The organism is Streptomyces sp. NPDC022910, assembly GCF_055561075.1.
In genome coordinates this window covers 224,889-249,699 of sequence record NZ_JBVHHL010000004.1, presented here as the reverse complement: position 1 = coordinate 249,699, position 24,811 = coordinate 224,889, and the positions used below count along the sequence as shown (strand labels likewise).

23 protein-coding genes and 2 pseudogenes are annotated in these 24,811 nt (G+C 71.9%); 11 read left to right on the top strand and 14 right to left on the bottom strand.

Features of this window, described 5'->3' with window-relative positions; all coding sequences use genetic code 11:
- Positions 1 to 50 precede the first annotated feature (50 nt).
- Positions 51 to 917, bottom strand: a complete 867-nt coding sequence (locus tag ACZ3TS_RS06030) for a class I SAM-dependent methyltransferase (RefSeq protein WP_467614023.1) — start codon at positions 915 to 917, stop codon at positions 51 to 53.
- A 163-nt stretch (positions 918 to 1,080) separates the two neighbouring features.
- On the opposite strand from ACZ3TS_RS06030, the gene ACZ3TS_RS06025 reads away from it, so the two are divergent.
- From ACZ3TS_RS06025 to ACZ3TS_RS06015, 3 genes are all read left to right on the top strand, one after another.
- On the top strand, positions 1,081 to 1,749 hold the full coding sequence (locus tag ACZ3TS_RS06025) for a vanadium-dependent haloperoxidase (protein ID WP_467614021.1): 669 nt from the start codon (positions 1,081 to 1,083) through the stop codon (positions 1,747 to 1,749).
- A gap of 86 nt (positions 1,750 to 1,835) precedes the next feature.
- Positions 1,836 to 4,661, top strand: coding sequence for a SpoIIE family protein phosphatase (locus tag ACZ3TS_RS06020; protein WP_467614019.1), 2,826 nt, complete (start codon positions 1,836 to 1,838; stop codon positions 4,659 to 4,661).
- Positions 4,662 to 4,983: 322 nt separating this feature from the next.
- Complete coding sequence (locus ACZ3TS_RS06015) at positions 4,984 to 6,123, top strand: ABC transporter substrate-binding protein (RefSeq protein WP_467614017.1); 1,140 nt, start codon at positions 4,984 to 4,986, stop codon at positions 6,121 to 6,123.
- A 64-nt stretch (positions 6,124 to 6,187) separates the two neighbouring features.
- Here the strand turns inward: ACZ3TS_RS06015 and ACZ3TS_RS06010 are convergent, their stop codons facing one another.
- The gene (locus ACZ3TS_RS06010) at positions 6,188 to 7,132 is read right to left on the bottom strand and encodes a helix-turn-helix transcriptional regulator (protein ID WP_467614015.1); all 945 of its coding nucleotides are present in this window, start codon (positions 7,130 to 7,132) and stop codon (positions 6,188 to 6,190) included.
- 39 nt (positions 7,133 to 7,171) lie between these two features.
- Between ACZ3TS_RS06010 and ACZ3TS_RS06005 the strand changes: the two genes are divergently transcribed.
- Positions 7,172 to 7,648, top strand: coding sequence for a hypothetical protein (locus ACZ3TS_RS06005; RefSeq protein WP_467614014.1), 477 nt, complete (start codon positions 7,172 to 7,174; stop codon positions 7,646 to 7,648).
- On the top strand, positions 7,648 to 8,109 hold the full coding sequence (locus ACZ3TS_RS06000; protein ID WP_467614012.1) for a hypothetical protein: 462 nt from the start codon (positions 7,648 to 7,650) through the stop codon (positions 8,107 to 8,109). The genes ACZ3TS_RS06005 and ACZ3TS_RS06000 overlap by 1 nt, the downstream gene beginning before the upstream one ends.
- A 6-nt stretch (positions 8,110 to 8,115) precedes the next feature.
- Here ACZ3TS_RS06000 and ACZ3TS_RS05995 read toward each other — a convergent pair whose 3' ends face one another.
- The 3 genes and pseudogenes from ACZ3TS_RS05995 to ACZ3TS_RS05985 all read right to left on the bottom strand — a co-directional run.
- Complete coding sequence (locus ACZ3TS_RS05995) at positions 8,116 to 8,856, bottom strand: class I SAM-dependent methyltransferase (RefSeq protein WP_467614011.1); 741 nt, start codon at positions 8,854 to 8,856, stop codon at positions 8,116 to 8,118.
- Positions 8,857 to 8,869: 13 nt separating this feature from the next.
- Positions 8,870 to 9,175, bottom strand: coding sequence for a 4a-hydroxytetrahydrobiopterin dehydratase (locus ACZ3TS_RS05990; protein ID WP_467614009.1), 306 nt, complete (start codon positions 9,173 to 9,175; stop codon positions 8,870 to 8,872).
- 109 nt (positions 9,176 to 9,284) lie between these two features.
- Positions 9,285 to 9,494 (bottom strand): annotated as a pseudogene (locus ACZ3TS_RS05985) (ADP-ribosylglycohydrolase family protein); the annotation flags it as partial.
- A gap of 26 nt (positions 9,495 to 9,520) precedes the next feature.
- On the opposite strand from ACZ3TS_RS05985, the gene ACZ3TS_RS05980 reads away from it, so the two are divergent.
- The 3 genes and pseudogenes from ACZ3TS_RS05980 to ACZ3TS_RS05970 form a co-directional block, all read left to right on the top strand.
- Positions 9,521 to 10,348, top strand: a complete 828-nt coding sequence (locus ACZ3TS_RS05980; RefSeq protein WP_467614008.1) for a helix-turn-helix domain-containing protein — start codon at positions 9,521 to 9,523, stop codon at positions 10,346 to 10,348.
- 92 nt (positions 10,349 to 10,440) lie between these two features.
- Positions 10,441 to 11,304, top strand: coding sequence for a helix-turn-helix domain-containing protein (locus ACZ3TS_RS05975; protein ID WP_467614007.1), 864 nt, complete (start codon positions 10,441 to 10,443; stop codon positions 11,302 to 11,304).
- 68 nt (positions 11,305 to 11,372) lie between these two features.
- A pseudogene (locus tag ACZ3TS_RS05970) lies at positions 11,373 to 11,582 on the top strand (SAM-dependent methyltransferase); the annotation flags it as partial.
- A 7-nt stretch (positions 11,583 to 11,589) separates the two neighbouring features.
- Here ACZ3TS_RS05970 and dnaK read toward each other — a convergent pair.
- The 4 genes from dnaK to ACZ3TS_RS05950 all read right to left on the bottom strand — a co-directional run bounded on the left by dnaK (position 11,590) and on the right by ACZ3TS_RS05950 (position 16,933).
- The gene (gene dnaK / locus ACZ3TS_RS05965) at positions 11,590 to 13,452 is read right to left on the bottom strand and encodes a molecular chaperone DnaK (protein ID WP_467614005.1); all 1,863 of its coding nucleotides are present in this window, start codon (positions 13,450 to 13,452) and stop codon (positions 11,590 to 11,592) included.
- A gap of 169 nt (positions 13,453 to 13,621) precedes the next feature.
- Positions 13,622 to 14,047: an OsmC family protein gene (locus tag ACZ3TS_RS05960; RefSeq protein ID WP_467614004.1), complete on the bottom strand. Its 426-nt coding sequence runs from the start codon at positions 14,045 to 14,047 to the stop codon at positions 13,622 to 13,624.
- A gap of 225 nt (positions 14,048 to 14,272) precedes the next feature.
- Positions 14,273 to 16,363: an alkaline phosphatase family protein gene (locus ACZ3TS_RS05955; RefSeq protein WP_467614002.1), complete on the bottom strand. Its 2,091-nt coding sequence runs from the start codon at positions 16,361 to 16,363 to the stop codon at positions 14,273 to 14,275.
- Between the two features lie 114 nt (positions 16,364 to 16,477).
- Complete coding sequence (locus ACZ3TS_RS05950) at positions 16,478 to 16,933, bottom strand: hypothetical protein (protein ID WP_467614000.1); 456 nt, start codon at positions 16,931 to 16,933, stop codon at positions 16,478 to 16,480.
- Positions 16,934 to 17,017: 84 nt separating this feature from the next.
- Between ACZ3TS_RS05950 and ACZ3TS_RS05945 the strand changes: the two genes are divergently transcribed.
- Positions 17,018 to 17,791: an MBL fold metallo-hydrolase gene (locus tag ACZ3TS_RS05945; protein ID WP_467613999.1), complete on the top strand. Its 774-nt coding sequence runs from the start codon at positions 17,018 to 17,020 to the stop codon at positions 17,789 to 17,791.
- On the top strand, positions 17,791 to 18,414 hold the full coding sequence (locus ACZ3TS_RS05940; RefSeq protein ID WP_467614116.1) for a DedA family protein: 624 nt from the start codon (positions 17,791 to 17,793) through the stop codon (positions 18,412 to 18,414). Before ACZ3TS_RS05945 ends, ACZ3TS_RS05940 begins: the two co-directional genes overlap by 1 nt.
- Positions 18,415 to 18,427: 13 nt before the next feature.
- Here the strand turns inward: ACZ3TS_RS05940 and ACZ3TS_RS05935 are convergent, their stop codons facing one another.
- The 4 genes from ACZ3TS_RS05935 to ACZ3TS_RS05920 all read right to left on the bottom strand — a co-directional run bounded on the left by ACZ3TS_RS05935 (position 18,428) and on the right by ACZ3TS_RS05920 (position 22,684).
- Positions 18,428 to 19,507, bottom strand: coding sequence for an MBL fold metallo-hydrolase (locus tag ACZ3TS_RS05935; protein WP_467613997.1), 1,080 nt, complete (start codon positions 19,505 to 19,507; stop codon positions 18,428 to 18,430).
- A complete protein-coding gene (locus ACZ3TS_RS05930) occupies positions 19,504 to 20,751 on the bottom strand; it encodes an aminotransferase class I/II-fold pyridoxal phosphate-dependent enzyme (RefSeq protein ID WP_467613995.1) in 1,248 nt (415 codons plus the stop codon). The genes ACZ3TS_RS05935 and ACZ3TS_RS05930 overlap by 4 nt, the downstream gene beginning before the upstream one ends.
- Positions 20,752 to 20,959: 208 nt before the next feature.
- Entirely contained in the window at positions 20,960 to 21,823 is an 864-nt protein-coding gene (locus ACZ3TS_RS05925; RefSeq protein WP_467613993.1) for a hypothetical protein, read from the bottom strand.
- 144 nt (positions 21,824 to 21,967) lie between these two features.
- Positions 21,968 to 22,684: an ANTAR domain-containing response regulator gene (locus ACZ3TS_RS05920; RefSeq protein ID WP_467613991.1), complete on the bottom strand. Its 717-nt coding sequence runs from the start codon at positions 22,682 to 22,684 to the stop codon at positions 21,968 to 21,970.
- A gap of 109 nt (positions 22,685 to 22,793) precedes the next feature.
- On the opposite strand from ACZ3TS_RS05920, the gene ACZ3TS_RS05915 reads away from it, so the two are divergent.
- The gene (locus ACZ3TS_RS05915; RefSeq protein ID WP_467613989.1) at positions 22,794 to 23,903 is read left to right on the top strand and encodes a GAF domain-containing protein; all 1,110 of its coding nucleotides are present in this window, start codon (positions 22,794 to 22,796) and stop codon (positions 23,901 to 23,903) included.
- Here the strand turns inward: ACZ3TS_RS05915 and ACZ3TS_RS05910 are convergent.
- Entirely contained in the window at positions 23,900 to 24,694 is a 795-nt protein-coding gene (locus ACZ3TS_RS05910; RefSeq protein ID WP_467613987.1) for an RNA polymerase sigma factor SigF, read from the bottom strand. The genes ACZ3TS_RS05915 and ACZ3TS_RS05910 overlap by 4 nt on opposite strands.
- Between the last annotated feature and the right edge of the window lie 117 nt (positions 24,695 to 24,811).

Here is a 24,811-nt window from a genome sequence, read left to right as displayed (position 1 = left end):
GAGTCCATCACTTGGAGCGCTCTCCAAGTCAAGAGCCGCGACGGTTAGGCTCAGATGCTCCGGACGGCGGTGTACACGGTGTGCGCCTTCAGCACGAACACGTCGTTCCTGTGGTGCACGCTCGCCCGGTCCTCCGGGTCGAGGAGCCGGTCGAGGGTGGCGCGGTCCTCGGCGTCGAGGCCGTCCGTGAGGGCTTCACGAAGTCGGGTCAGGGACGCGACGACGTAGGCGCGCGCCCGGTCCGATGCCGGCGCGGGCAGGTCCAGCAGGAAGCTTCGTGTGCCGGTGTGCTTCAGTCCCGCGGCGGTCAGCAGCGCGGGCCAGTCCTCCGCCTCGGCGACGGCACCGGGCAGTGCGGCCCGCATCCGCGCGAACCATTCCGCCTCCACCGCGTCGAGCCGCGCCTGCAGCCCCGGGCGGCCGATGCCGACGTCCCGGGGCAGGAACCGCGCGGGAAGCCCGCCCTCAAGCAGGGCCACGGTGCCGCCGGGCGCCAGTCGCTCGGCGAACGCGGTGAGAGCCGCCCGCTGGTCACCGAGGTGGTGCAGGCTGTTGCTCGCCCACAGCAGGTCGGCCGGGTAGTCCAAATCCCCCAACACGTCCGGGAGTTCACCTGTGATCGTGGCGAAGCGGTCGGCGACCCCGAGCCGTGCGGCCCTGGCCCGCGCCCGTTCCAGCAGCGGCTCTGAGCCGTCCACCGCGACGACCCGCGCGCTCGGGAACGCCTCGGCGAACAGACAGGAGACGACACCCGGACCACTGCCCGTGTCGACGATCTGGCCGGGCGCGGTCACCTCCTCCGCAAGCCAGGCCATGACCCGCTCGTACAGCGGAGCGAACAGCTCGGCCTGCGCCTCGAGCAGCGGAGCCATCACGGCCCAGTCGATGTCGGTGTCGTGGTCGTGGTGGTGTGCCATGGTGATGAGCCTCTCGTCCGGAGGACTCCAGCCTGCGCCGACGCACCGGAGAAGAGCCACTTCTGTTGCCGTAACGGCAAACGAGAACACGGAAACGGCACGGCGCCCGGTCGCACCGTCACGAAGTCGGCCCGCCCTGTCCTCGGCGCGCTACGCCCAGGACGTGAACGAGGTGAAGATCATGGGGGCGAGCACCGGCTCGCCCCGCACCGCGTTCCAGACCGAGACCGCCCTGCTCTTCGGGGGCAATCTGGCGGTGCAGATTCAAGCGGCGCTCCGGGACCACACCGCTCGGCACCACCTGGGCATCGCCGAGACGGCGCGGATGTTCGCCGCGGCGAACACCTCGGCAACCGACGCCGTCGTCACCGCGTGGGACGTCGAACTCCACTACGGACGCTGGCGGCCGATCATCGCCGTCCAACTGGCCGACACCGACGGCAACCCGGCCACCCAGGCCGACCCGCAATGGCGGCCGCTGCTCGTCACGCCACCGCACCCCGACTACCTCAGCGGCCACGCCACGGTCACCGGCGCGGTGACCCGGACCCTGAGCGGGATCCTCGGCACGACACGCCTCGACCTCAATTTCTCCTCCGAGGCCACCGGCACCACACGGCACTACGCATACGCCGACCAGCTCAACCAGGACATGATCAACGCCCGCGTCTGGGCGGGAATCCACTTCCGCTCGGCGGACGTGGCCGGGTGCCGGGCCGGCGACCGTATCGGCGCCTGGACGCTCGCCCACTACTTCCAGCCGTTGCGTTCACCACGCTCGAAGGCCTCGCCGCAGGCACCGCGCACGTGCACGCAGCGCGGCACGAGCTGAAGCCCTGACAGTTCACCGGCTCGGGCTGGGCTCGGCCCGAGATGGCCAGTCCGTGGTCACTGACGCAGAAGCGATAGAAAGGGAATATGCGTGGAATTTCGGGTCAAGGTGGTCACGGGGTGTCCGACCCCTCCCGGCCCCTTGGGCCCGGTCGGGATTCCCGCCCGGGACACGGGCGGCCAGAACGCGATCGGTCGCACCGTGGAGAGGGGTGGTGGCCGCCGCGGCGCCTGTGGCTCCGGCTGAGCGTGCGCAGCCTCGCCAGCCAGGTCTTCCTCCTGCAGCTGGCGGTCGTGGTGCTGCTCGTCGTCGCTGCCCTGGTGGCGCTCGTGGTGCAGGCGCAACGCGACACCATGGCGGAGGCCAACAGCCGTACGCTCGCGACGGCGGCGACGTTCGCGCATTCCCCCGGGATCGTGGCGGCGCTGAAGAGCCCCGACCCGACCGCAGTACTGGAGCCGCACGCCGAGGCCGCCCGGAAGGCCGCGGGCGTCGACGCTGTCATCGTGTACACGCTGGATGGGATCACCATCACCCACAGCGACCCGAGCCAGATCGGGAAGCACGTCATCGGCCCCTATGCGGAGGCGGCGGCCGGCAAGGCGTTCACCAAGACCTTCCAGGGGTCCTTGGGGCGTTCCGTGGTCTCGGCCGTGCCCGTCACGGCTCCTGACGGATCCGTTGTCGCCGTCGTCGCCGTTCCCGTCACGGTCGAGAAGATGCGTCACACGTTGGACCAGCAGCTGCCGGTCCTGCTCGGCGCCACCGCCGGAGCCCTTGCCATCGCCGCAGGAGGAGCCGGCCTGGTGAGCCGGCGGCTGCGGCGGCAGACCCACGGCCTGGGCCCGACCGAGATGACCCGGATGTACGAGCACCACGACGCGGTGCTGCACGCGGTACGAGAAGGAGTCCTGATCATCGGCGGAGACGGTCGGCTGCTGCTGGCCAACTGCGAGGCGCGGCGGCTGCTGGACCTGCCCGCGGACGCCGAAGGCCGCCACATCACCGACCTGGGGCCGGAGGGGGAACTTGCCGAGCTGCTGGCCTCCGACCGCCCGGCCACCGACGAGGTGTACCCGGCGGCCGACCGGCTACTGGCGGTCAACAAGCGGCCCACCGCACCTCGCGGACCGGTCGGCAGCGCGGTGACGCTACGGGACACCACCGAGCTGCGGGCTCTCGCCGACAGGGCCGAGCGGGCACGCGAACGGCTCAGACTGCTCCACGACGCCGGGTTGCGGATCGGCACCACGCTGGATGTGAAGCGCACCGCCGAGGAACTGGCGGAGGTGACGGCGCCCCGGTTCGCCGACGTCGCCACCGTCGAGCTGCTGGACCCGGTCCTGCACGGAGAGGAGTCCTCCGGTGCGCCCACGGAGATGCGCCGTATCGCGGTCACGGGTCCGGACGAGGCCCCGCTGCTCTTTCCCGTCGGCGAGCTGATCCGGTTCACGGACTCCCACCCCGTCTCCCGAGGAGTGGCCGACGGCCGGACGATCCTGGTCAGGGACCTCAGCGATGCCGACCGCTGGCAGGCCCAGGATCCCGCACGCACCCGGCGGATCCTCGACCACGGCATCCACTCCCTGCTCGTGGTCCCGTTGCAGGCCCGCGGGGTGGTGCTGGGAATGGCGGACTTCTGGCGGGCCGACGCCTCCCCACCGTTCGAGGACGAGGACGTGTCCTTCGCCGAGGAGCTGGCCGCCCGCGCGGCGGTGTCCATCGACAACGCCCGCCGCTACACCCGCGAGCACACCATGGCCGTCACCCTGCAGCACAGCCTGCTGCCGCGCGGGCTGCCCGAGCAGTCCGCCCTCGAGGTGGCCCACCGCTACCTGCCCGCCCAGGCCGGGGTGGGCGGGGACTGGTTCGACGTCATTCCGCTGTCCGGCGCCCGGGTGGCGCTGGTGGTCGGCGATGTCGTCGGCCACGGCCTGCACGCCGCGGCCACCATGGGCCGGCTGCGCACCGCCGTTCACAACTTCTCCAGCCTGGACATGCCTCCGGAGGAGCTGCTGGGCCGGCTGGACGAGCTGGTGGCCCAGATCGACGCCGACGAGGGCGGACAGGCGATCACCGGCGCGACCTGCCAGTACGCCGTCTACGATCCCGTGTCCGGACGGCTGGCCGTCGCCTCCGCGGGCCATCCGGGACCGGCGGTGGTCCATCCGGACGGGACCGTGGACTTCCCCCAGGTACCCGTCTCCCCGCCGCTGGGGCTGGGCGCCGGCCTGCCCTTCGAGAGCGGCGAGCTGACCGTGCCCGAGGGTTCCCGGCTGGTGCTCTTCACCGACGGTCTGATCGTCGGCCGCGACCGCGACCCGGACGCCGGTCTGGAGGCCCTGCGCGGTGCTCTGACGGGGCCCGATCGCACTCCGGAGGCCACCTGCGCGGCGGTGATGGAAACCATGCTGCCCGATCGGCCCACAGATGACATCGCGCTCCTGGTGGCCCGCACCCGTCGGCTCGGTCCCGCACAGGTCGCCGAGTGGCACGTGCCCCGTGAACCGGCGGCGGTGGCCCCGGGGCGCACCGCCTGCGTCCACCGGCTGACGGAGTGGGGCCTGGAGGAGCTGGCCTTCACCGCCGAACTCGTCCTCAGCGAGCTGATCACCAACGCCGTTCGCTACGGCGGCGAGCCCGTCACCGTCCGGCTGATCCGCGACCGCGCCCTGATCTTCGAGGTCTCCGACGGCAGCAGCACCTCGCCCCGGCTGCGCCGGGCGAACGTCACCGACGAGGGCGGCCGCGGACTCTTCCTGGTCGCCCAGTTGACCGAGCGATGGGGCACCCGCTACACACCCACCGGCAAAGTGATCTGGGCGGAACAATCCCTGCACGGCCGCGCCACACCGGGAGCGGAACGGCTCGGCGAGATCCTGCTCGGCGAAGGGGACGACACGGCATGGTGAGAGGTCGCGTACGAACTGCGCGGCGACAGGACACGTCGCGCGGCCCGCGACCGGGGCCCGGACACACACAGGCCGCGGTCCCGCCGTGGAAAGGCGCTGCTCGCAGTGCTGTCTCGGTGGGATCCGGTGATCGAGTCGGCCGGGTACTCTGGCCTCGACGACCCCATCATCGACGCGCTGGACCCAAGCTCGAGTGCCGTGCCCCGGCCCCTCGACCGCTTCTGAGGTACCGGTCGCTCACGCCGGTGATCCGACGCTGCGCTCCCCACACCAGGCCTCTCCATGAGAGCCCTCCTTGCACATCCCACCCTCTGGAGCCGTCGTGACCGCACCCCGTGCCCGAGCAGCGGCCGCGCTCGGCTGCCTCGCCCTCGTGGCACTGGGCCTGAGTGCCTGCGAGAAATCACCGCCCGCCCGGCCCGAGGAGCCGTCGGTGGCCACCTCCGCCGAGAACATGGGTGGCATGGGCACGCTGGTCGCCGCAGCGAAACGGGAAGGTGCGCTCCGAGCGATCGCGCTTCCGCGTGACTGGGCCAACTACGGCGGACTCATCGACGGCTTCGAGAAGAAGTACGGGATCAAGGTCACGGTCGACAGTCCCGACGCCCACAGCGAGGACGAGATCGACGCCCTGAGGAAGAGCGGGAAACGGCCGACGGCCCCCGACGTGATCGATGTGGGCGATACGTTCGCACGGATGGGGGCGAGGCTGAACCTGCTCGCGCCGTACAAGGTCGCCGCGTACGACTCCATCCCCGGCACCCAGAAGGACCCGGACGCCCGCTGGTACAACAACTACGGGGGTTTCATCTCCATCGGCTGCGACGCCAACCGCGTCAAGCTCTGTCCCCAGACCTTCGCGGACCTGCTGAAGCCCCGTCATCAGGGCAGGGTCGCGCTCGAGGGCGACCCGACCCGGGCCAACTCCGCCTTCTCCGCCGTCTACGCGGCCGCGCTGGCGAACAACGGGTCGTTCGACGACATCCGGCCCGGCCTCGACTTCTTCGCCGAACTCAAGAAGAGGGGCAACTTCAACCCCCTGGAGTCCACCTCCGCGGCGGTCGAGGACGGTCGGACGCCCATCAGCATCAACTGGGACTACCTCAATCTCGGCTATGCCGACCGGCTCCGCGACAAGGGTGTGAACTGGCACGTCGCGATCCCCTTCGACGGCACCTTCGCCCAGTACTACGCGCAGGCGATCAACAAGAACGCGCCGCACCCGGCGGCCGCCCGCCTCTGGCAGGAGTACCTCTTCAGCACCGAGGGCCAGAACCTCCGGCTCCACGGCTATGCCCGCCCGGTGCTCATGGACGTCATGAAGCGGGACGGCACCCTCGACGAGGCCGCCGCCGCACGGCTGCCGACGGTCGAGGGAATGCCGCCGTTCCCGACCGACGCACAACTGGAGAAGGCGACGGAGACGGTCGACCGGGGCTGGGCGAAGGCCGTCTCCGCCTGACGGGTGGGCTCGCGGGAGGACACGGGTTCTGCCGCGGCGACCTCGCGCTCCCGACGAGTGCTTGCTACGCGTAGGTGCGTGCCAGCGCGGTCACCGTCGCCGCGATCCGCCCGCGCAGTTCGGGCGGCCGAAGGACCTCGATCGCCGCTCCCAGGCGCAGGAACTCGTCGTGGGCGTGTTCCACGGACTCGATCGGGACCGTGGTCACCGTCCAACCTCCCTCATCCGTCCGTCCGTTGGAGGCAACCGCACGCGCCAGGGCACCGCTTGTCCGGGTCCCCGGGGCGAGCCGGACGACCGCCTCGCCCCGGTGCAGCCGGTCATGGAAGTCGCGCTGGTACGCCGACCAGTAGGCGCCCAGGTCGAAGTCCTCGGGGCGGCTGAACTCCTCGTCGGACGTGCTGAGTTCCAGGATCTGGTCGACACGGAAGGTGCGCGGCCCCGGTCCGGCGACGACGTACCAGCGGCCGGCCTTCAGTACGAGTCCGTACGGTTCCAGGCGCCGCTCCACGTCGGTGGGTTCGCGCCAGCGGCGGTACAGGACGTGCAGCACCCGGCTGTTCCAGACGGCTTCCGCGACGGCAGGAAGGTGGGGGGCCTCGTCGGAGTCCGTGTACCAGCCGGGGGCGTCCAGGTGGAAGCGGCTGCTGATCCGGTCGGCGTGGGCACGCAGCTCAGGCGGGAGCGCGGCGCGGACCTTGAGCCGGGCGGCGGCCAGGAGCGGGCCGAGGCCCAGCTCGGCGGCCGGGCCGGGGGCGCCGGATAGGAACAGGGCCTCGGCCTCGCCCGTGGTCAAGCCGGTGAGTCGGGTGCGGTATCCGTCGAGGAGCCGGTAGCCGCCCGCGTGTCCGGCGTCGCCGTACAGCGGGACGCCCGCCGCGTGCAGCGCCTCGGCGTCCCGGTAGACCGTGCGCACGGAGACCTCCAGCTCCTCGGCGAGCTGGGCGGCGGTCATCCGGCCGCGGGTCTGGAGCAGCAGAAGGATGGAGACGAGCCGGCTGGACTTCACCGACACAGGATGTCAGGAGACCGGCTCTAGCGTCTCGTCATGGCCTTCACGGAGAAACTCCTCACCGTCCCGCCACCGATGAAGGTGGCGGGACGGTGGATCAAGCGCTACCACGTCACCGCCGACCCTGCCGGCATCGCACCGGACGTCGAGCGGGCGGCCTATGCGCTTCTGCCCGAGCTGCTGCCGGAACCGGACGGAACGCCGCCCGCGACGTTCGTCGTACTGCACCGGGGCGGTGACGACGGCGCCTATCTGAACGCGTACAGCTGGGTGTGGGACAACGTCCTGCACTACCGGAACGCCGCGGCGGGCCAGCCGGTGCTCGGCTGCCCGGACCGCGACCCGGCCCACTTCGTCCTTCCCGACCGGCCCTGGATCGGCTGCGTCTGGGAGCTGCCGCCGGTCCTGCACGAGCGGGATGCCTGGGTACGGCATCTGCTCGCCCCCGAAGTCCCAGATCTCCAGGCCTACTTGACCGACTCCCTGCCCGAGGGCACGACAGGAGACCGCTGATGAGCAGCCCGCACGATTTCGACTTCTTCCCCGGCGAGTGGCACGTCCTCAACCGCCGCCGCACCGACTTCCTCGACCCCGACAGCGCATGGGAGGAGTTCCCGGCCACGCACCGCTGCTGGCAGCTCTTCGACGGGGCCGCGAACATCGACGAGATCGACATGCCCCACCTCGGATCGAAGGGTCTGACCCTGCGGCTCTTCGACCGGGAGACCGGGCAGTGGTCCCTGAACTGGTCCTCCAGCAGCAGCGGGAAGCTGTTCCCGCCGGTGATCGGCCGGTTCGAGGGCGACCGGGGCGAGTTCTACGGTGACGACACACACGACGGCAAGGACGTGCGCGTGCGGTTCGTGTGGTCGGGGGTCTCCGAGCGCGCGGCCCACTGGGAGCAGGCGTTCTCGGTGGACGGCGGGGAGACCTGGGTGACCAACTGGATCATGGAGTTCAGCCGGCCCGACTGAGCCCGCTCAGTCCTTGCGGAACGCCCGCAGAGTGAACACCGGGTCGGGGCGCGGGCGGTCCTGGTCCGGCAGTGCCGCAAGGCGCCCGGCGATCCGCTCGCCGAGCGGATCGCCGGGCGTCAGCGTGGTGAACCAGCCGCGCCGCAGGTCCGCCGCCGCGCCGCGGGGGCTGCGGCCCTGACCGGCACCGGGGAAACGGGCCTGCCCGGCAGGCACCAGGCCGCACGCGGCGGCGTGCGCCGCGACCGCCTCCGACTCATCGCGGGACGGGCGGCGCGGGCGCCGGGCGAGGACGGCGTCGATGTCACTGCCCACGTCGTGGGCGGCGGCCTTGTCGACGGTGGTGACGTACACACCGCCGGGCCGCAGTACCCGGGCGCACTCGGCCAGTACGGCCCGCACGTCCTGAGGCCCGTCCACGAGATGCAGCAGCCATATGCTCGCGACCGCGTCGAACGTCCCGTCGCCGAACGGCAGCCGACGGCTGTCGGCGAGGACGACGGCGCCGGGCAGCCGGGCTGCGGCCCGGCGGGCCATCCCGAACGCCAGGTCCGCGCCCGTCACCCGCAGCCCGGGCCGCCCGGCCGCGAGCCGCCGGGTCACGATCCCCGTGCCGCAGGCCACGTCGAGCAGCCGGACAGCGCCCTCGGGTATCAGACCGAGCACGGCGTCGGCCGCCGCCGCGGCCCGGGGTTCGCCCCCGCGGGTGGCGTCGTACTCCTCCGCCTCACTCTCGTAGTCGAGCATGGGTGCCCTCCGCTCAGTGCGCGCCGTGCCCGGACGCCAGTTCCTCGACGCGGCGGGCCAGTTCGAGATCGAGCTCCGTGACCGCGCCGCCCACGCTGTGCGTGTTCACCGTGAGGGAGACGGTGTTGTAGCCGAGGGTGAGGTCGGAGTGGTGGTCGAGTTCCTCCTGCACCTGGGCGATGTGCACGACCATCGCGGTCGCCGCGAAGTGCGAGCCGAGCCGGTAGGAGCGGGCGATCCGGTCGCCGTCCAGCGACCAGCCGGGCAGCTCCGCCAGCCGGTCCTCGATCTCCTTCTGCGACAGCGGTTCGACGGGCATGACCTGGCTCCTTCCGTACGACGTGGGCTTCGCCCCACCCTGTCACATCCCCTCCGTACGGCGCCGTACGCGCGGCCGCGCCCTCGGCGTCCGGACTGTCCGGGCCCTCGCGCTCGTGCGCCCGCTGGAGCCCCTCCACCGTGAACAGCGTCATCTGCGTGTCGTCGGTGACGCGTCCCACGGCGCCTCCGCCGCCGGGGACGAGACCGGTGACGCCGTTCGCACCGTGCGCGGCACGGATACGGTCGAGGGAGGCGAACTCGATCGGATACCCGAGGGCGTCACCTATGGCGCCCCCGAGGAGGCACCCGTCGTACATGCACCATCCTCGACTACGGTCGTCTTATGACCATTGTCCCGTCCGGCGCCTCCGCTTCCTCACCGGCCCCTTCCGACCGGGGCATCGGTCCACTGCTGCGCGGTTGGCGGGAGCGGCGGCGGGTCAGCCAGCTGGAGTTGGCGCTGCGGGCCGACTCTTCGGCGCGGCACATCAGTTTCATCGAGACGGGCCGGTCGCGGCCCAGCGAGGAGATGGTGCTGCGGCTCGCCGAGCACCTGGACGTCCCGGTGCGCGAGCGCAACGTGCTGCTGGTGGCCGCCGGTTACGCCCCGCGCTACCCGGAGACGCCGTTGGACGACCCGTCGATGGAGGCGCTGCGCGCGGGTGTGGAGCGGCTGATCCAGGGTTATGAGCCGTACCCGGCGCTGGTGGTGGACGCGAAGTACGACGTGGTGGCGGCGAACCGGGGCATCACGATGCTTCTGGAGGGGGTCCCGCAGCGGCTGCTCGACCCGCCACTGAACGCGATGCGCCTCACGCTGCATCCGGAGGGGCTGGCTCCGCGTATCCGCAATCTGCGCGAGTGGCGGGACCATCTGCTGGCCCAGATGGACCGGCAGATCGCCCTGCAGCGTTCGGAAGCCCTGCGGGCGCTGTACACGGAGGTGGCGGCGTATCCGGTCCCGGACCGGACGGAACCCGAACCGGGTGGGCCCGTTCCTCCTTTCGCGCTCCCGATGCAGATCGAACACGACGGCAGGGTGCTGTCCTTCATCTCGTCCATCTCCACCTTCAACACCCCTATGGATGTGACAGTCGCGGAGCTGGCGATCGAGACGTTCCTCCCGGCGGACCCTGCGACGGTCAAGCACCTTCAGTCGCCGGGTAGCTGACCTGTCGTCAATGTCTTACGGCTGATCCCGTACGACTTCCACTCGAACATGCCACACTGCTCGCATACTTCGGCGCGTAGGGGAGGCGTGGCGTGAGTGAGCGGCGGGTCGCACCCACCGTGGGACAGGTGGTGCTCGGGCGACGGCTGCAGGAGTTGCGGGAGGCCGCCGGGCTGAAACGCGAGGAGGCGGCGCGGGTGCTGCGTGTCGCTCCGGCGACCGTGCGGCGCATAGAGACCGCCGAGGTCGCGCTGAAAATCCCGTACGTGCAGGTGCTGCTCACCACGTACGGCGTGCCCCACGAGGAGGTCACCGCCTTCGTCCGGCTTGCCGAGGAGGCCAATGAGCCCGGCTGGTGGCAGCGTTACCACGACGTGCTGCCCGACTGGTTCAGCCTGCACGTCAGTCTGGAGGGCGCCGCGCGCATCATCCGCTCGTACGAGCCGCACTTCGTGCCCGGACTGCTGCAGACCGAGGACTACGCGCGTGCCGTGCTGGAGGCGGGTACCGTGGGGCAGGTCCGCCCCCAGGACATCGAGCGTCATGTGGCACTGCGCCTCGCCCGACAGGAGGTGCTCAGCCGGGAGGACGCGCCGCACTTCTGGGTGATCATGGACGAGACGGTGCTGCGGCGCCCGGTCAGTGTCCGTTCCCAGGTGATGCGTGAGCAGCTCGACCGGCTGATCGAGGTCACCGAGAACCCGCGGATCACGCTGCAGGTCGCCGAGTACGCCTCCGGTCCGCACCCGGGGACGTACACGCCGTTCGTGCTGTTCCGCTTCGGTGAGCCGGAGTTGCCCGACATGGTGTACAGCGAGTATCTGACCGGCGCCCTCTATCTCGACTCGCGCGCCGAGGTGGCCATGCACCTGGAGGTCCTGGACCACATGTCGGCGAAGGCGGCCTCCGCCCAGCACACGAGGAAGATCCTCCAGGAGTACCGCGACGCCTTCTGACCCGACGCCGTCCCCTTCCCTCACCCACCTCACCCGCCCCCTTCCAGGAGCATCCGCATCACCACCGGGCAGTCGAGCGGGCCGCCGGCCTGTTCCGGCAGAGCGGCACACCCTTCTTCCCCCGCTCCCTCGCCGAGTTCTCACGCTTCTTCGACGGCCTGGAGCTGCTCGGCCCCGGAGTGATCCCCGTCTCCGGCTGGCGGCCGGAACCGGAGGATGTGGCGGCCCAGGCGGAGGGCATCGTGCCGGTGTACGCGGGAGTCGCGCGCAAGCCCTGACTCCCTCTCAGGCGGTCCCGCCCTTGGCCTCCCTGTCGTCGTCGACGATCTCCGCGTCCACCACCGACTCGTCCTCGGGAGCGCCGTGTTCGTCTCCGGAGGCGCCGGAGCCGGACGGCTGGGACTGCGCGTACATCGCCTGCCCCATCTTCTGGCTGACGGTGGCGAGCTTCTCGGTCCCGGCCCGCAGCGCCGCCGTGTCGGCCTCGTCCTTCAGCAGGCCCTTCAGCTCGGTGACCGCGGCCGTCACCTCGTCCTTCGTCCCGGCCGGGATGCGCTCCTCGTTCTCCCGTACGAACTTCTCGGTCTGGTACACGAGTTGCTCGGCCTGGTTGCGCGTCTCGGCCGTCTCCCGGCGTTTGCTGTCCTCCTCGGCGTACTGCTCCGCGTCCCGCATCATCCGGTCGATCTCGTCCTTGGGGAGCGCGGAGCCGCCGGTCACCGTCATCTTCTGCTCCCGGCCCGTCGCCAGGTCCTTCGCGGAGACGTGCATGATCCCGTTGGCGTCGATGTCGAAGGCCACCTCGATCTGCGGTACTCCGCGCGGCGCGGGCGGCAGCCCGGTCAGGTCGAAGACGCCGAGCTTCTTGTTGTACGCGGCGATGTCGCGCTCACCCTGGTAGACCTGGATGCCGACCGATGGCTGGTTGTCCTCCGCGGTGGTGAAGATCTCCGAACGCCGCGTGGGAATGGTCGTGTTGCGTTCGATGAGCTTGGTCATGATGCCGCCCTTGGTCTCGATGCCGAGGGACAGCGGGGTCACATCGAGCAGCAGTACGTCCTTGACGTCGCCGCGGATGACACCGGCCTGGAGTGCCGCGCCGACGGCCACGACCTCGTCCGGGTTGACTCCCTTGTGCGGGTCCTTTCCGGTGAGTTCCCTCACCAGTTCGGTGACGGCGGGCATGCGGGTGGAGCCGCCGACGAGGATGACGTGGTCGATCGCGGACAGCTTCACGCCCGCGTCCTTGACCGCCTGGTGGAACGGGGTCCGGCAGCGGTCGAGGAGATCGGCCGTCAGCTCCTGGAACTGAGCTCGTGTCAGCCCCTCCTCGAGGTGCAACGGGCCCTCGGCGGAGGCGGTGATGTAGGGGAGGTTGACGGTCGTCTCGGTGGAACTCGACAGCTCGATCTTGGCCTTCTCGGCGGCCTCGCGCAGTCGTTGCAGCGCCATCTTGTCGGCGCCGAGGTCGATGCCGTACTGCCCCTTGAAGCGCTTGACGAGGTGGTCGACGATCCGCTGGTCCCAGTCGTCGCCGCCGAGGTGGGTGTCGCCGTTGGTGGCCTTGACCTCGATGACGCCGTCACCGATCTCCAGGAGGGAGACGTCGAAGGTGCCGCCGCCGAGGTCGAAGACGAGGACCGTCTGCTCCTCGCCGCGGTCGAGCCCGTATGCCAGGGCCGCAGCCGTCGGCTCGTTGATGATCCGCAGGACCTTCAGCCCCGCGATCTCCCCGGCCTCCTTGGTCGCCTGCCGCTGGGCGTCGTCGAAGTAGGCGGGCACGGTGACCACGGCGTCGGTGACGTCCTCACCCAGATAGGCCTCCGCGTCCCGCTTGAGCTTCTGCAGGACGCGGGCGGACAGCTCCTGCGCCCGGTAGCGGGTGCCGTCGACGGACCCTGTCTCCGGGAAGTGCCAGTTCGTGTCGCCCATGTGCCGTTTCACCGAGCGCGCGGTGCGCTCGACGTTCGTCACGGCCTGCCGCTTGGCGACCTCACCGACCAGCACCTCGCCGTTCTTGGCGAAGGCCACCACCGACGGAGTGGTTCGCGCCCCCTCGGCGTTGGCGACGACGGTGGGCTCACCACCCTCCAGAACGGCCACCACCGAGTTCGTCGTACCGAGATCGATCCCGACCGCACGTGCCATCGCTGTCCCCTTCCGCCAGGGCGCTTCCTGCACTCCATCACAAAACTTGAGTGGCCCCTTGTCAATGCCCTCGACTCGGAGCGGGTACCCTTCGGCCCTTGGCACATACCCCGGAAACGGCGATGCCGCGCCCCCTCACGGCGGCGCGGCACCTTCGGACATGAGTGCGTCAGGCGAGCTTGGCATCCAGAGTGATCGTCGTACCGGACAGAGCCTGGCTGACCGGGCAGTTCTTCTTGGCGTCCTCGGCAGCGGCGACGAACGCGTCGTTGTCGATGCCGGGAACCGTGCCCTCGACGGTGAGGTGGATGCCCGTGATGCCCTCACCCGGCTGGAAGGTGACGTCGGCCTTCGTCTCGAGCTTGGTGGGCGGGGTGCCGGCGCCGGTCAGACCGTGCGACAGCGCCATGGAGAAGCAGCTGGAATGGGCGGCGGCGATCAGCTCCTCGGGGCTGGTCTTGCCGTTCGCCTTCTCGGCTCGCGACGGCCACGACACCGGCTGCTGGCCGATGCCGGAGGAGTCGAAGGTGACGACGCCGTTGCCCTCGAGCAGGTTGCCTTCCCAGACGGTGTGTGCGGTGCGCGTGGTTGCCACGGTTCTTCCTTTCGGTGTGGTCCCGTTGCCGGGTCAAGTCACCCCATCCGATCACACCTGAACCCGACGCACCCGTCGCACCGCGCCATTGACCGCCCTGGGCTCACCGAACCCGGAACACCGGCCCGCGCGCGGTGAACGGCATGCGGGCGCCGTCCGGGATCGATCGACGGTTGCGGCCCTCACATGGCCTTCCTGCGGGTACCGCCGCCGAGATCCTCCCGGTCAGGCGGCGCGTTCGTCCTCGTTCTCGTCCTCGCGGGCGGTCAGCGGCACTTGGGGACCGTTGCACTCGCGCAGCCAGCGACGGAAGACACGGTGGAGCCGCTCGGCGCCGACGAGTTCGGCACCGTCCTCGCCGGGGGCGGACAGCGCCACCGGTGCGAGCAGGAACGGCCGCCCCTGGGCGCCGCCGAGTCCGCCGTGCGAGCCGATCTGCTCCTCGAACGCGAGGACTTCGCCCTCGGCCGGGTCGTACCAGGAGTTGACCATGATGTCGGCGGTGTGCGGGAAGGAGTGCGTGCGACGTACGGCGTCGGCGGCGCCGGGGCCGAAGCCGGCGAGCGGGCCACCTCCGTCGGCGAGCAGGTCGACCGGGACCTGGGCGCCGTGCGCCCCCAGTACCACCCCGCCGTGCTCCTCGCTCCGTACGAGGACGAAGCCGATGCCGGGGTGATTGGCGAGCGTCGACAGCAGAGCGGGGTGGCGGCGGTCGATCTCCTCCTTGGTCATCCGGTGCGGCACGTCGGGGAAGGAGACGAGTCCGAGGTTGCCGGAGGCGAGCACGACGGGCTCGTTGCGGCGCCGGGCGGGCAGGTGCTCCTCGCCGCCCTCCTCGACCGGCCTGCGCAGGGCGGCCCGCACCGCCGCGCGCGCCTCGGCACCGCTGTGGGTGCCCTCCACCTTGCGCGGCACGGGCAGTCCGCAGCCTGCCCGCACCAGATTGCCGAGGCTGAGCCCATAGCGGGTCCGGAAGGTCTCGCCCGGGCTCTGTCCGTGGTCGGACAGCACGACGATCCGGTACGGGCGCGGGGCGTGCTCGGCCGCGTGCGCCAGAAGCGCGAGCGAGCGGTCCAGTCTCTGCAGGACCTTCTCGGCGTCGCGGCTGTGCGGGCCGGAGTGGTGCGCCACCTCGTCGTAGGCCACCAGGTCCGCGTAGACCGCGTTGCGTCCGGCGAGCATGTCTCCGATCACCGCGGCGACGACGACGTCACGCTCCACGACGGTGGCGAAGGCACGGACGAAGGGGTACAGGCCGCCGCGCTTGACCCGGGGCCGCTGCTGGGTGAGGCGGGCCCGGGTGGACTGGGCGATCTCGCGGCCGACCTCGGCGAGGAACGACAGGGCGGTGCGCACGGCGTTCGCCGGATCGCTGAAGTACGCGAAGTACCCGGCCCGGGACCGGTTCTCCCGGCCCCTGCGCACGGCGACGGACAGCACGAGGGCGACCTCGTCGGCACCGCCGCTGAAGAGGTTGCCGCGGCTCGCGCCGTCGACGGTGAGCAGTCCGCCGTCGCCGGTCCGTTCGATGGCCCGGCGCTGGAGTTCGGCGGCGCTCGACGGCCGGTTGCAGACCATGACCTCGCGGTGCTCCTTCTCGTACCACCGGAAGGCCGGAATGTCGTGGTTGGAGCCGTGCAGGATGCCGAGCTGGCTGGCGCCGGTCTGGCTCGACCAGTCGGTGCGCCAGCAGGTGAGCCGGTGGGTGGGTGCCCGGCCGTCGCGGGGGCCCAGCCAGGAGGCGACGGTCGGCATGAGCCCCTTGTCCACGGCCGCCCGGAGCACGTCGTGCCCGACGCCGTCGAGCTGGATGAACAGGGCGGCCGGAGTGCCGGGTCCGGCCCGCCCCTCGCGTCTGCGCCGCCGGTCGGCGAGCCGGTACAGCCGTCTGCGGTATGCGTCGTCGTCCCGTACGGCGAGGGCGCCGCCGGTGGCCGAGGCGACGGCGGACATCACCGCGGCGACCACGACGGCGGTCTCGGGGGCGGCCTCGCCCTGGCCGGAGGGGTTGATGCGGAGGGCGAGCAGCAGCAGGGATCCGTTGAGGAAGAAGACCAGCAGCCCGAGAACGAGGGCGGGCACGAGCAGCAGCAACCGGACGAGCAGGGGCCACACGAGGGAGGACAGCAGACCGAAGACGCCGGCGCCGGCCGCGGCGGTCAGAGCGATGCGGGTGAGGCTGTCACCGGCCGCGGACTCCAGCCGGAAGTCGGGGAGGACCCCGGCGAGGACGAGCATGGTGGCGGTGGACGCGGCCCACACGGCGATGCTCCGCCCCACACCGCTGATCAGTATCCGCCAGCGCTCCTGACCCACGCCCCGCTCACCTCACATCCCGGCCGATGCGATCCTGGAGGACCCGCCCCACCTTGTCACAACGACCTGGGCCCGCCGAAACGGACGGAGGCGCCGACCGGGCCGGCCGACAGGTCAACGGCCGTCGTAGCCCGCCGTCGGCATGGACAGTCGGCGGTGGACGCGGGCCTTCATCTGGGCGTCGTACGACGGCTCCGCGCGGCCCACCGTCTCGACGCGGACGCCCCGCCGCGTGCACTCCGCAGTGAACTCCTCCACGGAGGACAGGGCCCGCTCCAGGACCCGGCGGCTCGGGGCCACGAACAGGTCGACCAGACCCGCCTCCACATCCGTCCACAGGGCGCAGTGGTCGGGGCGCAGGCCCCGGACAAGCAGTTCCCGCGTGACCACATACCCCCGCTCCGCCGCCCAGCGCGCGCACATCGCGTGCTGGCTGCGGGAGTCGACGAGGAAGGGGTCCGCGTCCAGCTCCTCCAGCGGCGTCAGGCTGGCGATCGCCGTCACCCGTACCGTGGCAGGCCGGCTGCCGGAGGCGTCGCGCGTGCCGGAGGTATCGTGCGCATCTCCCATGGTGTCCCCCTCACCTCAGGGTTTCGCCGCCGACCCTACCCCTGCCCGTAGGCTCGAGGGGAGTCGCACGAAGGAGGCAAGGGAGTGCCGGTGGAGATCACGTGGTGGGGTCACGCCACCTGCACGATCGAGGACTCCGGAACACGTGTCCTGACGGATCCCCTGTTCGCGCGCCGTCTCGCACATCTGCGGCGGCGGCGCGGGGCCACGCCGCCTCCCGAGGCGGCCGTCGCGGACGCGGCGCTGGTCTCACATCTGCACGCCGACCATCTGCACGTACCGTCGCTGGCCCGGCTGGCCCCGGGCACCCGGCTGCTGGTGCCGCGCGGCGCTCCCGGACAGGTGCCGGGGCTGCGCCGGCTGGGCCATCTCAGGCTCACAGAAGTGGCGCCCGGTGACCGGGTGCGCATCGGTGACCTGGTCGTACGGGTGGTGCCGGCGCGGCACGACGGGCGCAGGCTGCCGGTCGGACCGCACCGTTGTCCCGCCCTCGGGTTCGTCGTCGAGGGCGCCGCACGGACGTACTTCGCCGGGGACACCGGTCTGTTCGACTCGATGGCCGAGGAGGTCGGACCGGTCGACGTGGCCCTGTTGCCCGTCGGCGGCTGGGGGCCGTACCTCGGGCCGGGGCATCTGAACGCGGGGCGCGCGGCGCAGGCGCTGGCGCGGCTGATGCCGCGCAGTGCGGTGCCGGTGCACTACGGCACGTACTGGCCGATCGGGATGGACGCCGTGCGCCCCCATGAATTCCACGCGCCCGGCCACGAGTTCGTACGCCTTGCCGCACAACACGCGCCGGATGTGGCGGTGCACCTCCTGTCCCACGGCGAGAGCGTCCACCCGGAGGTCGCCCGGTGATGTTCCTCGGCGGTGCGGCCACCGGTGTGACCCCGGAGTCGACACAGCAGGTGGTCGGCTATCCGTCGCTGTTCCTGCTGGTGCTCATCGGTGCGCTCGTGCCGGTCGTACCGACGGGCGCGCTGGTCAGTTCGGCGGCGGTCGTGGCCTTCCACCAGACCGCGCCCTTCTCGCTCGCGCTGGTGTTCCTCGTCGCCGCGTTCGCGGCCTTCCTCGGGGACATCGCGCTGTACTGGCTCGGGCGGCGCGGTCTGCGGTCCAAGAACGGATCCCGCTGGCTGGAGACTCTCCGCGGCCGCGCCCCCGAGGACCGGCTGACCCAGGCACAGGAGAAGCTGAACGACCACGGTATCGCGGTGCTCACCCTCTCCCGGCTCGTCCCGGCGGGCCGCATCCCGGTGATGCTCGCCTGCCTGCTGGCCCGGATGCCGCTGCGCGACTTCGCCCGTGGCGACGCCCCGGCCTGTCTCGCCTGGGCCGCCACGTACCAGCTGATCGGCATCCTCGGCGGCTCCCTGTTCGCGGAGCCGTGGGAGGGCGTCGTGGCGGCGGTCGCACTGACGCTGGCCATCGGCGTGGCGCCCGGCGTGTGGCGCCGGATGCGCCGGACCGCCGCCTCCTGAGCGGCGGCCCGGCTCAGTCCAGCACCCGGGACGCCCCCACCGGCAGGTCCCACAGGTCCTCGCGGGCCAGCCCCGCCTTCTCCCATGCCGTCCGCACCCGCGTCAGCGGCTCCAGAACGGGCTCGGCCGACAGCACGAACGTGCCCCAGTGCATGGGTGCCATCCGCCGTGCGCCCAGGTCGGCCGTCGCCCTGACCGCCTCCTCCGGGTCGCAGTGGACGTCGCTGAGCCACCACCGCGGGTCGTAGGCGCCGATCGGCATGAGCGCCAGATCGATCCCGGGGTAGCGGCGGCCGATCCGCTCGAACCAGTGGCCGTATCCGGTGTCGCCCGCGAAGTACACGCGCTGTCCGTCGGGTGCGGTCAGCACCCAGCCGCCCCACAGCGAACGGCAGGTGTCGGTCAGGGTGCGCTTGGACCAGTGGTGGGCGGGGACGAAGTCGAAGCGGACACCGCCGAGTTCGGCGCCCTCCCACCAGTCCAGCTCGGTGACGCGGGTGAACCGGCGCCGCCGGAACCACGGGGCCAGGCCCGCCGGTACGAACACCGGGGTGTCACCGGGAAGCCGACGCAGGGTCGGGGCGTCCAGATGGTCGTAGTGGTTGTGGCTGATGACGACGGCGTCCACGCGCGGCAGAGCGTTCCAGGCGATGCCGACCGGGGTGATCCGGGTCGGTGTGCCCAGGATGCGACGGGACCAGACCGGGTCGGTGAGGAGGCTCAGCCCGCCGATCCGCACCACCCAACTGGCGTGCCCCGCCCAGGAGACGGCCACCGTGCGGGCGTCGACCCGGGGCACCGGGGCCGGCTCGTACGGCAGCAGCGGTATGTCCCTGAGGCCTTCGGGTCCCGGCCGCACCGCGCCCTCGCGGGCGAAGCGGGCGAAGGACTTGAGGCCGGGCAGGGGCGAGGTCAGCCGGTCCACGAAGGAGCGTGGCCAGAGGCGGTGCTCGCCGAGCGGACGGGGCTCGGCGAGCGGCGGGAACGGAGTCGGCGGCCCGGAACCCGGGCTCAGCAGGGACGAGGACGCGGGTTCCCCGGTGTCCAGGTGCGCCGAAACGGTACTCGTGGCCGACTCGGACTGCTGCGTCATGGAGGAGGCTCCCATCGCTGAGCGTCGTCGCGTAGATCGTCGAAGACCGATCCCAGGAGGATCAACGCGCGTTGCACGTGTGGCAGTTCCAACGGCTCGGGCGAGATGAGGCATTGGCCCAGTTCCTCGGCGGTCGTGCCGAGGAACGGCGCGGTGGACAGGCGAACGCGCAGGGCCGCCAGGTCGTCCCCGAAGCGGTGGCCGCCGGGTGCGGGCATGCCGAGCCGGGCGGTGAGGAAGTCCTCCAGCTCCTGTGCGTCGCCGACGCCGTGCGCGCCGAGCGCGGAGCGCAGCGGGCCGAGGTCGGCGTAGAGGTGGCGCCCGGCCTGCGGGGGCCGGGCGAGGGCGCCCGCGGCGACCACCGCCTGGTGCGCGGCGGCGGCCACGCGCGCGTGCAGTGCGGTGCCGGCCGTCAGGCGGTGGGCGACGTCGGCGGGTTCGTCGAGGGCGTACGCGGCCGCGGCGGCGACCGGGTCGGCGACGCGGGCGCCGAGCGCGGTGAGCACGTCGAGGACACGGGCGCGCAGCCCGGCGCCGTCGGCGGTGGCCGGGAACCGTGCGACCGCCGCGGGCCAGCCGGGCGGCAGGAAGGGGCCGGCCAGGTCGGTGACCACGGTGACCCGTCCGGGGAGCATCTCGGCGGGGCTGAGCAGCACGGTGTCGTGCGGCCGGTGCACGGTGTCGCGCCAGGTCTCGTCGCTCACCAGGTGGAGTCCCTCGGCCGCGGCGGCCTCGACGGTCTCGTGCATCACCTCGGGCGGAGCCACGGTGGCGGTCGGGTCGTCGGCGACCGCCAGCACGAGCAGGCGCGGGTCGCCCCCCTCCGCGCGGATTCTGCGGACGGTCTCCAGGAGGGCGTACGGATCCGGGACACCGCCGCACTCCGCGGGGGTGCCCACGTGGAACACGGATCGTCCGAGCGCGCGAACCTGGGGTGCCCACCAGGCAGGGCACGGCCGTGGGATCAGCACGTCGCCGCCGAGCGCGGCGGTGACCGCGACGAGCAGGGCGGGCGCACCGGGAGCGGAGGCCACCGTGTCGGGGTCGGCGGCCAGTCCGCGCCGCGCGAAGTACCCGCAGGCGGCGTCGAGGAGGGCGGACGTACGGCCGGCGGCGCCGGTGTCGTCGGGGTCCGCGGCCCCGGCGAGCGCGGCGGACAGGCCCGGCAGGAGGGGCAGTCCGTGGTCGGGAAGGGGCGGGCCGTAACGGACGGGACCGTGTCCTTCCGGATCCGTGCGCCGCATGCGTGCCTCCGCGCAGTCCGTGGTGCGCCGGTCCCCCGGGGCTCCGGCTCGCTCAGGCCCTCGACCCGTGGCCGCGGTCCGTTCTCGTACTCCTGTTCCTTTATCTCGTACTCCTGTTCCTTTATGAGGTCGATGGTGCCCCCGAGTTCTGAGTACCCCGGGATCCGGCCGGTCATGGCCGCCTGCCCGAGTTGCCCGGGTCACAGGTTCAGCCGCCGGTCACCCCGTGCCGGCACACCCGGTGGACGGCGGCGCCGAGCGCGCCCGCGATCAGGAAGCCGCCCGCGACCAGCATCGGCACGGACTCGGTGAAGGCACCACCCTCGCCCGCGTGCACCCCGTTCTGGACCCCGGCGGGAGGTTGCGGCCCGTGCTCCCGCTCCCCCTGTTGCCGGCCTGGGTACTCGCCATGCCCGTCACCTTGCTGCCTCCCCGGCTGCTGCAACAGACCCTCGCCCTGCTGCCTCCCCGGCTGCTGAACCTGCCCGTTACCCGGCTGCTGAACCCGCCCGTCACCTTGCTGCCTCCCCGGCTGCTGCAGGAGATCCTCGCCCTGCTGCCTCCCGGGCGGCTGGGGCTCGCCCGTCGCCGGCAGTCTTCCCGGCAGCTGCCCCTGACCGTCCCCCTGACGCCCGATGTCGTCGCGGTTCACGGTGAACGAGACGTTCCACGGCTTCTCGCGACCGCCGCCCGTCACCGGGCACCGGCCGTCGACGTCCCACTCCGCGTCGCGGCCGGCCAGGTCGGCGACGTCGCCGACGGCGCCGCCGACCGGAACCCGGGCCGTACCGCTGTACAGGGCGGTGGCCGAGTCCCGGGCCCGGGCGCCGTTGCCGTCGACTTGGATCAGCCGGACCCTGCCCCCCTCGAAGCCCTGGGAGGTGGCCTCGATGGAGTCGGGCAGAGCACCGCCGAACGCGTCGCAGGACACCGACACGGTGACCGTTCCGCCGGGTACCGCGGAGCGCGGAGTGATGTCCGCGGAGGGCTCGGCGGACGCCGGCGCGGCGACGAAGCCCAGGGCGGCACCAGCCAGAGCGGCGGCGGACAGGACACGGGCGCTGCGGCGCATGCGGGCGACTCCTTCGGCCGGTTTCTCCGGGGCACGACGGCCGTGCCCTCGAAAGCCCATGACAGCCCGCCAGGCCCCGGCCCGCGCGCGGCCGGACCCCATTCGCGCTACCGGCACCGCCGGGCGGGTGACGAAGGCGTCGGGTCAGCCGGACAGCGAACCCAGCTCGCATTCCAGACCGCGCCCCCGCTTGTCCACCACGGCCGCGGCGACGTCGGCCAGCTTGCGGTTGGCACTCTGGGAGATGCGGCGCAGTACGCCGAAAGCCGCGTCGGCGTCGCAGTCGAGGACGTGCATCACGATCCCGCACGCCTGGTCGACGACGGGCCGGGTCCGCAGGGCCGCGCCGAGCTGGTCTACTTCGGTGAGCGCGGCGCGGTAGGAGCGGTCCCGCACGATACAGCTCGCGGCGAGGTCGCCGAGCGCCCGGGCGGCACCGTGCGGGGCATCCTCCAGGGTGCCGGGCCGGAAGCTGTAGAGGCTCAGGGTGACGGTCAGCCCGGAGCGGCGGAAGGGGATCGTGACGCTGGCCCGTACGCCGGCGTCGAGCGCGACGGCGCGGTACTCGGGCCAGCGCTCGTCCCTCAGCAGGTCCGCCGCGTCGACAGGTTCTCCGTGTCGCAGGGCCGCCGGAATGGGTCCGTCGCCGGAACGGAGCTGGACCGCGACGAGTGCGGCGAGGTCGGGATGGGTGACCGCGGCGGGCCGGTCCACGCCGCCGTCGTCGACCATGCTGCTGGCTCCGCAGCAATCGGTGGTGCAGCGCGCGGCCTGGTCGGCGAGTTCCGACAGCCGACGGCCTGGAAGAGCCGATTCCGGAGATTCGGTCCCCAGGTGACCGAGCTGTTCGCTGTCCGGCATTCTTCACCTCCTCCACGGGGCGCGTGCCCGCCCACCGCCGCGAAAAACAGCACGGCCGGGTTCGGCCCGCGAAGCCCTTGGAGTCAACCGTCCGGGTTAGGTTCGTCGCATGACGCAGACGGACGAATTCGGGGAAGAGCTCGCGGATTTCGTACGCCGGGTGGCGGAACTCAAGGCGGCCCGCTCCATCCCGGCAGGTGATCTTCCCACGGTGCTCGACGCGGCCATCTTCGAACTCGACCACGTTGCCGGACAGTTGTGGCCCTGGTACCAGCGGCTGTCCACGGGCGCCGCAGCTCCCGGCGGCTCCGGTGAGCGTCAGGAACATCAGCTGCTCAAGGCCCTGTTCCAGCGACTCCCGGTACCCGTCGTGCTGGTGGACCGCGAGACGGTGGTGCGCCGGCTGAACTTCGCGGCCACCGCCTTCACCCTGGTTCGCGCCGGCTCTGCGACGGGCCGCCCGCTGACCGGTTTCCTCGCACACGCCGACCGGGCCGCGTTCCGTTCGCAGACGGCGGCGGTGGCGCGCGGCGAGGGTGACCGCAGTCTGACCGTGCGGCTCCAGCGGCATCCCGAGGTGCCGGTCCGGGCGACGCTGGCCGCGGTGCGGCCCAGCGGCGAGCCGCGCACCGCTGTGCTGGTGGTGCTGCAGCCCGCGCACGCCCGCGTGCCGGACGGAGGGCACACTCCTCCCGGCGGCATCCCCAGCCTGACCGAGAGCACCCGGCACGCGACGCTGATGGACCTGGTGGACGCGATGACCACGGCCCTGCTGACCGCGCCCGCGGAGGCGGTCCTGGAGCATGCGGCCCGGGTGCTGCACGGCCGGTTCGCGGACTGGGTGGTCGCCGACGAGGGGGCCGCCCGGCTGACCCGTACGGCCGTGCTGGGACCGTCCCCCGAGGAGGCGGCCGCGCTGGCCGCGCAGGATCCGGCCGGGTGCCCCCTCGTCGTCGAGGCGGCACGCGGCGGCTCCACGGTCCTGCGGGTGCGGCCCGAGGACCCGGAGGCCTTCGGCCGTGACGCCTCGGGCGCCCCGGTCCTCGTCCGCGCGAACGTGACGTCACTGCTGTGCGTGCCGCTCACCGCCGGGGGCACCGTGCGCGGGGTGCTGACCCTGTTCCGCACCGGTGCCCGGCTGGCGTTCTCGATGGCCGAGGCCCAGGCATTGGACATGATGTCCCGGCACATGGGACTTGCCCTCGGCCGTCGGAACTAGGCGGCGTCCCTCATCACCTGGTCCCGGAGCCGGTTGCAGCAGCGGCTGATCAGCCGGGAGACGTGCATCTGGGAGATGCCGAGCCGTTCGGCGATGCTGCTTTGGGTCATGTCGTCGAAGAACCGCATGTAGAGGATGGCCCGTTCACGTTCGGGCAGGGCGCGCAGCCGGGGCTTGACGGCCTCGCGGTCGACGACGGTGTCGAGTGCGGGATCGGGCGAGCCGAGGGAGTCGCCGAGCGAATACCCGTCCTCGCTGCCCGGCAGCTCGGCGTCCAGCGAGAGCGCCGTGAAGCTCTCCAGCGCCTCGAGGCCGACGAGGACGTCCTCCTCGCTCATCTTGGCGTGCTCGGCGATCTCGGCGACGGTGGGCCTGCGGCCCGAGACGGTCTGCGACAGGTCCTGGCAGGCGAACCTCACCCTGTTGCGCAGGTCCTGGACGCGGCGCGGCACGTGCAGGGTCCACATGTGGTCGCGGAAGTGCCTCTTGATCTCTCCGGTGACGGTGGGGACGGCATAGCTCTCGAAGGCGTGACCGCGCTCGGGGTCGTAGCGGTCCACGGCCTTGACCAGGCCGAGCGCCGCCACCTGGCGCAGGTCCTCATAGCTTTCGCCGCGGCTGCGGAAGCGCCCCGCGAGCCGTTCCGCCATGGGCAGCCAGGCCTCGACGATCTCGTCGCGGAGCGCGTCGCGCTCGGGACCCGGGGGGAGCGTGGCGAGCCTGCGGAAGGCCTCCGCGGTGTCGGGTGCGTCGTCGTGGGGGTGATGCTTCACGCTCGCTCGGTTCTGCATGGTGGGTCGCAACTCCCTTTGCTGGTGCCTTGGGTGGACGGTCACCGTGGGAGGGCACCCGAGCCGGACGGGCACACCCGTGGCGGGATTCCACCGCTCCCACGGACGTGCCTCCTG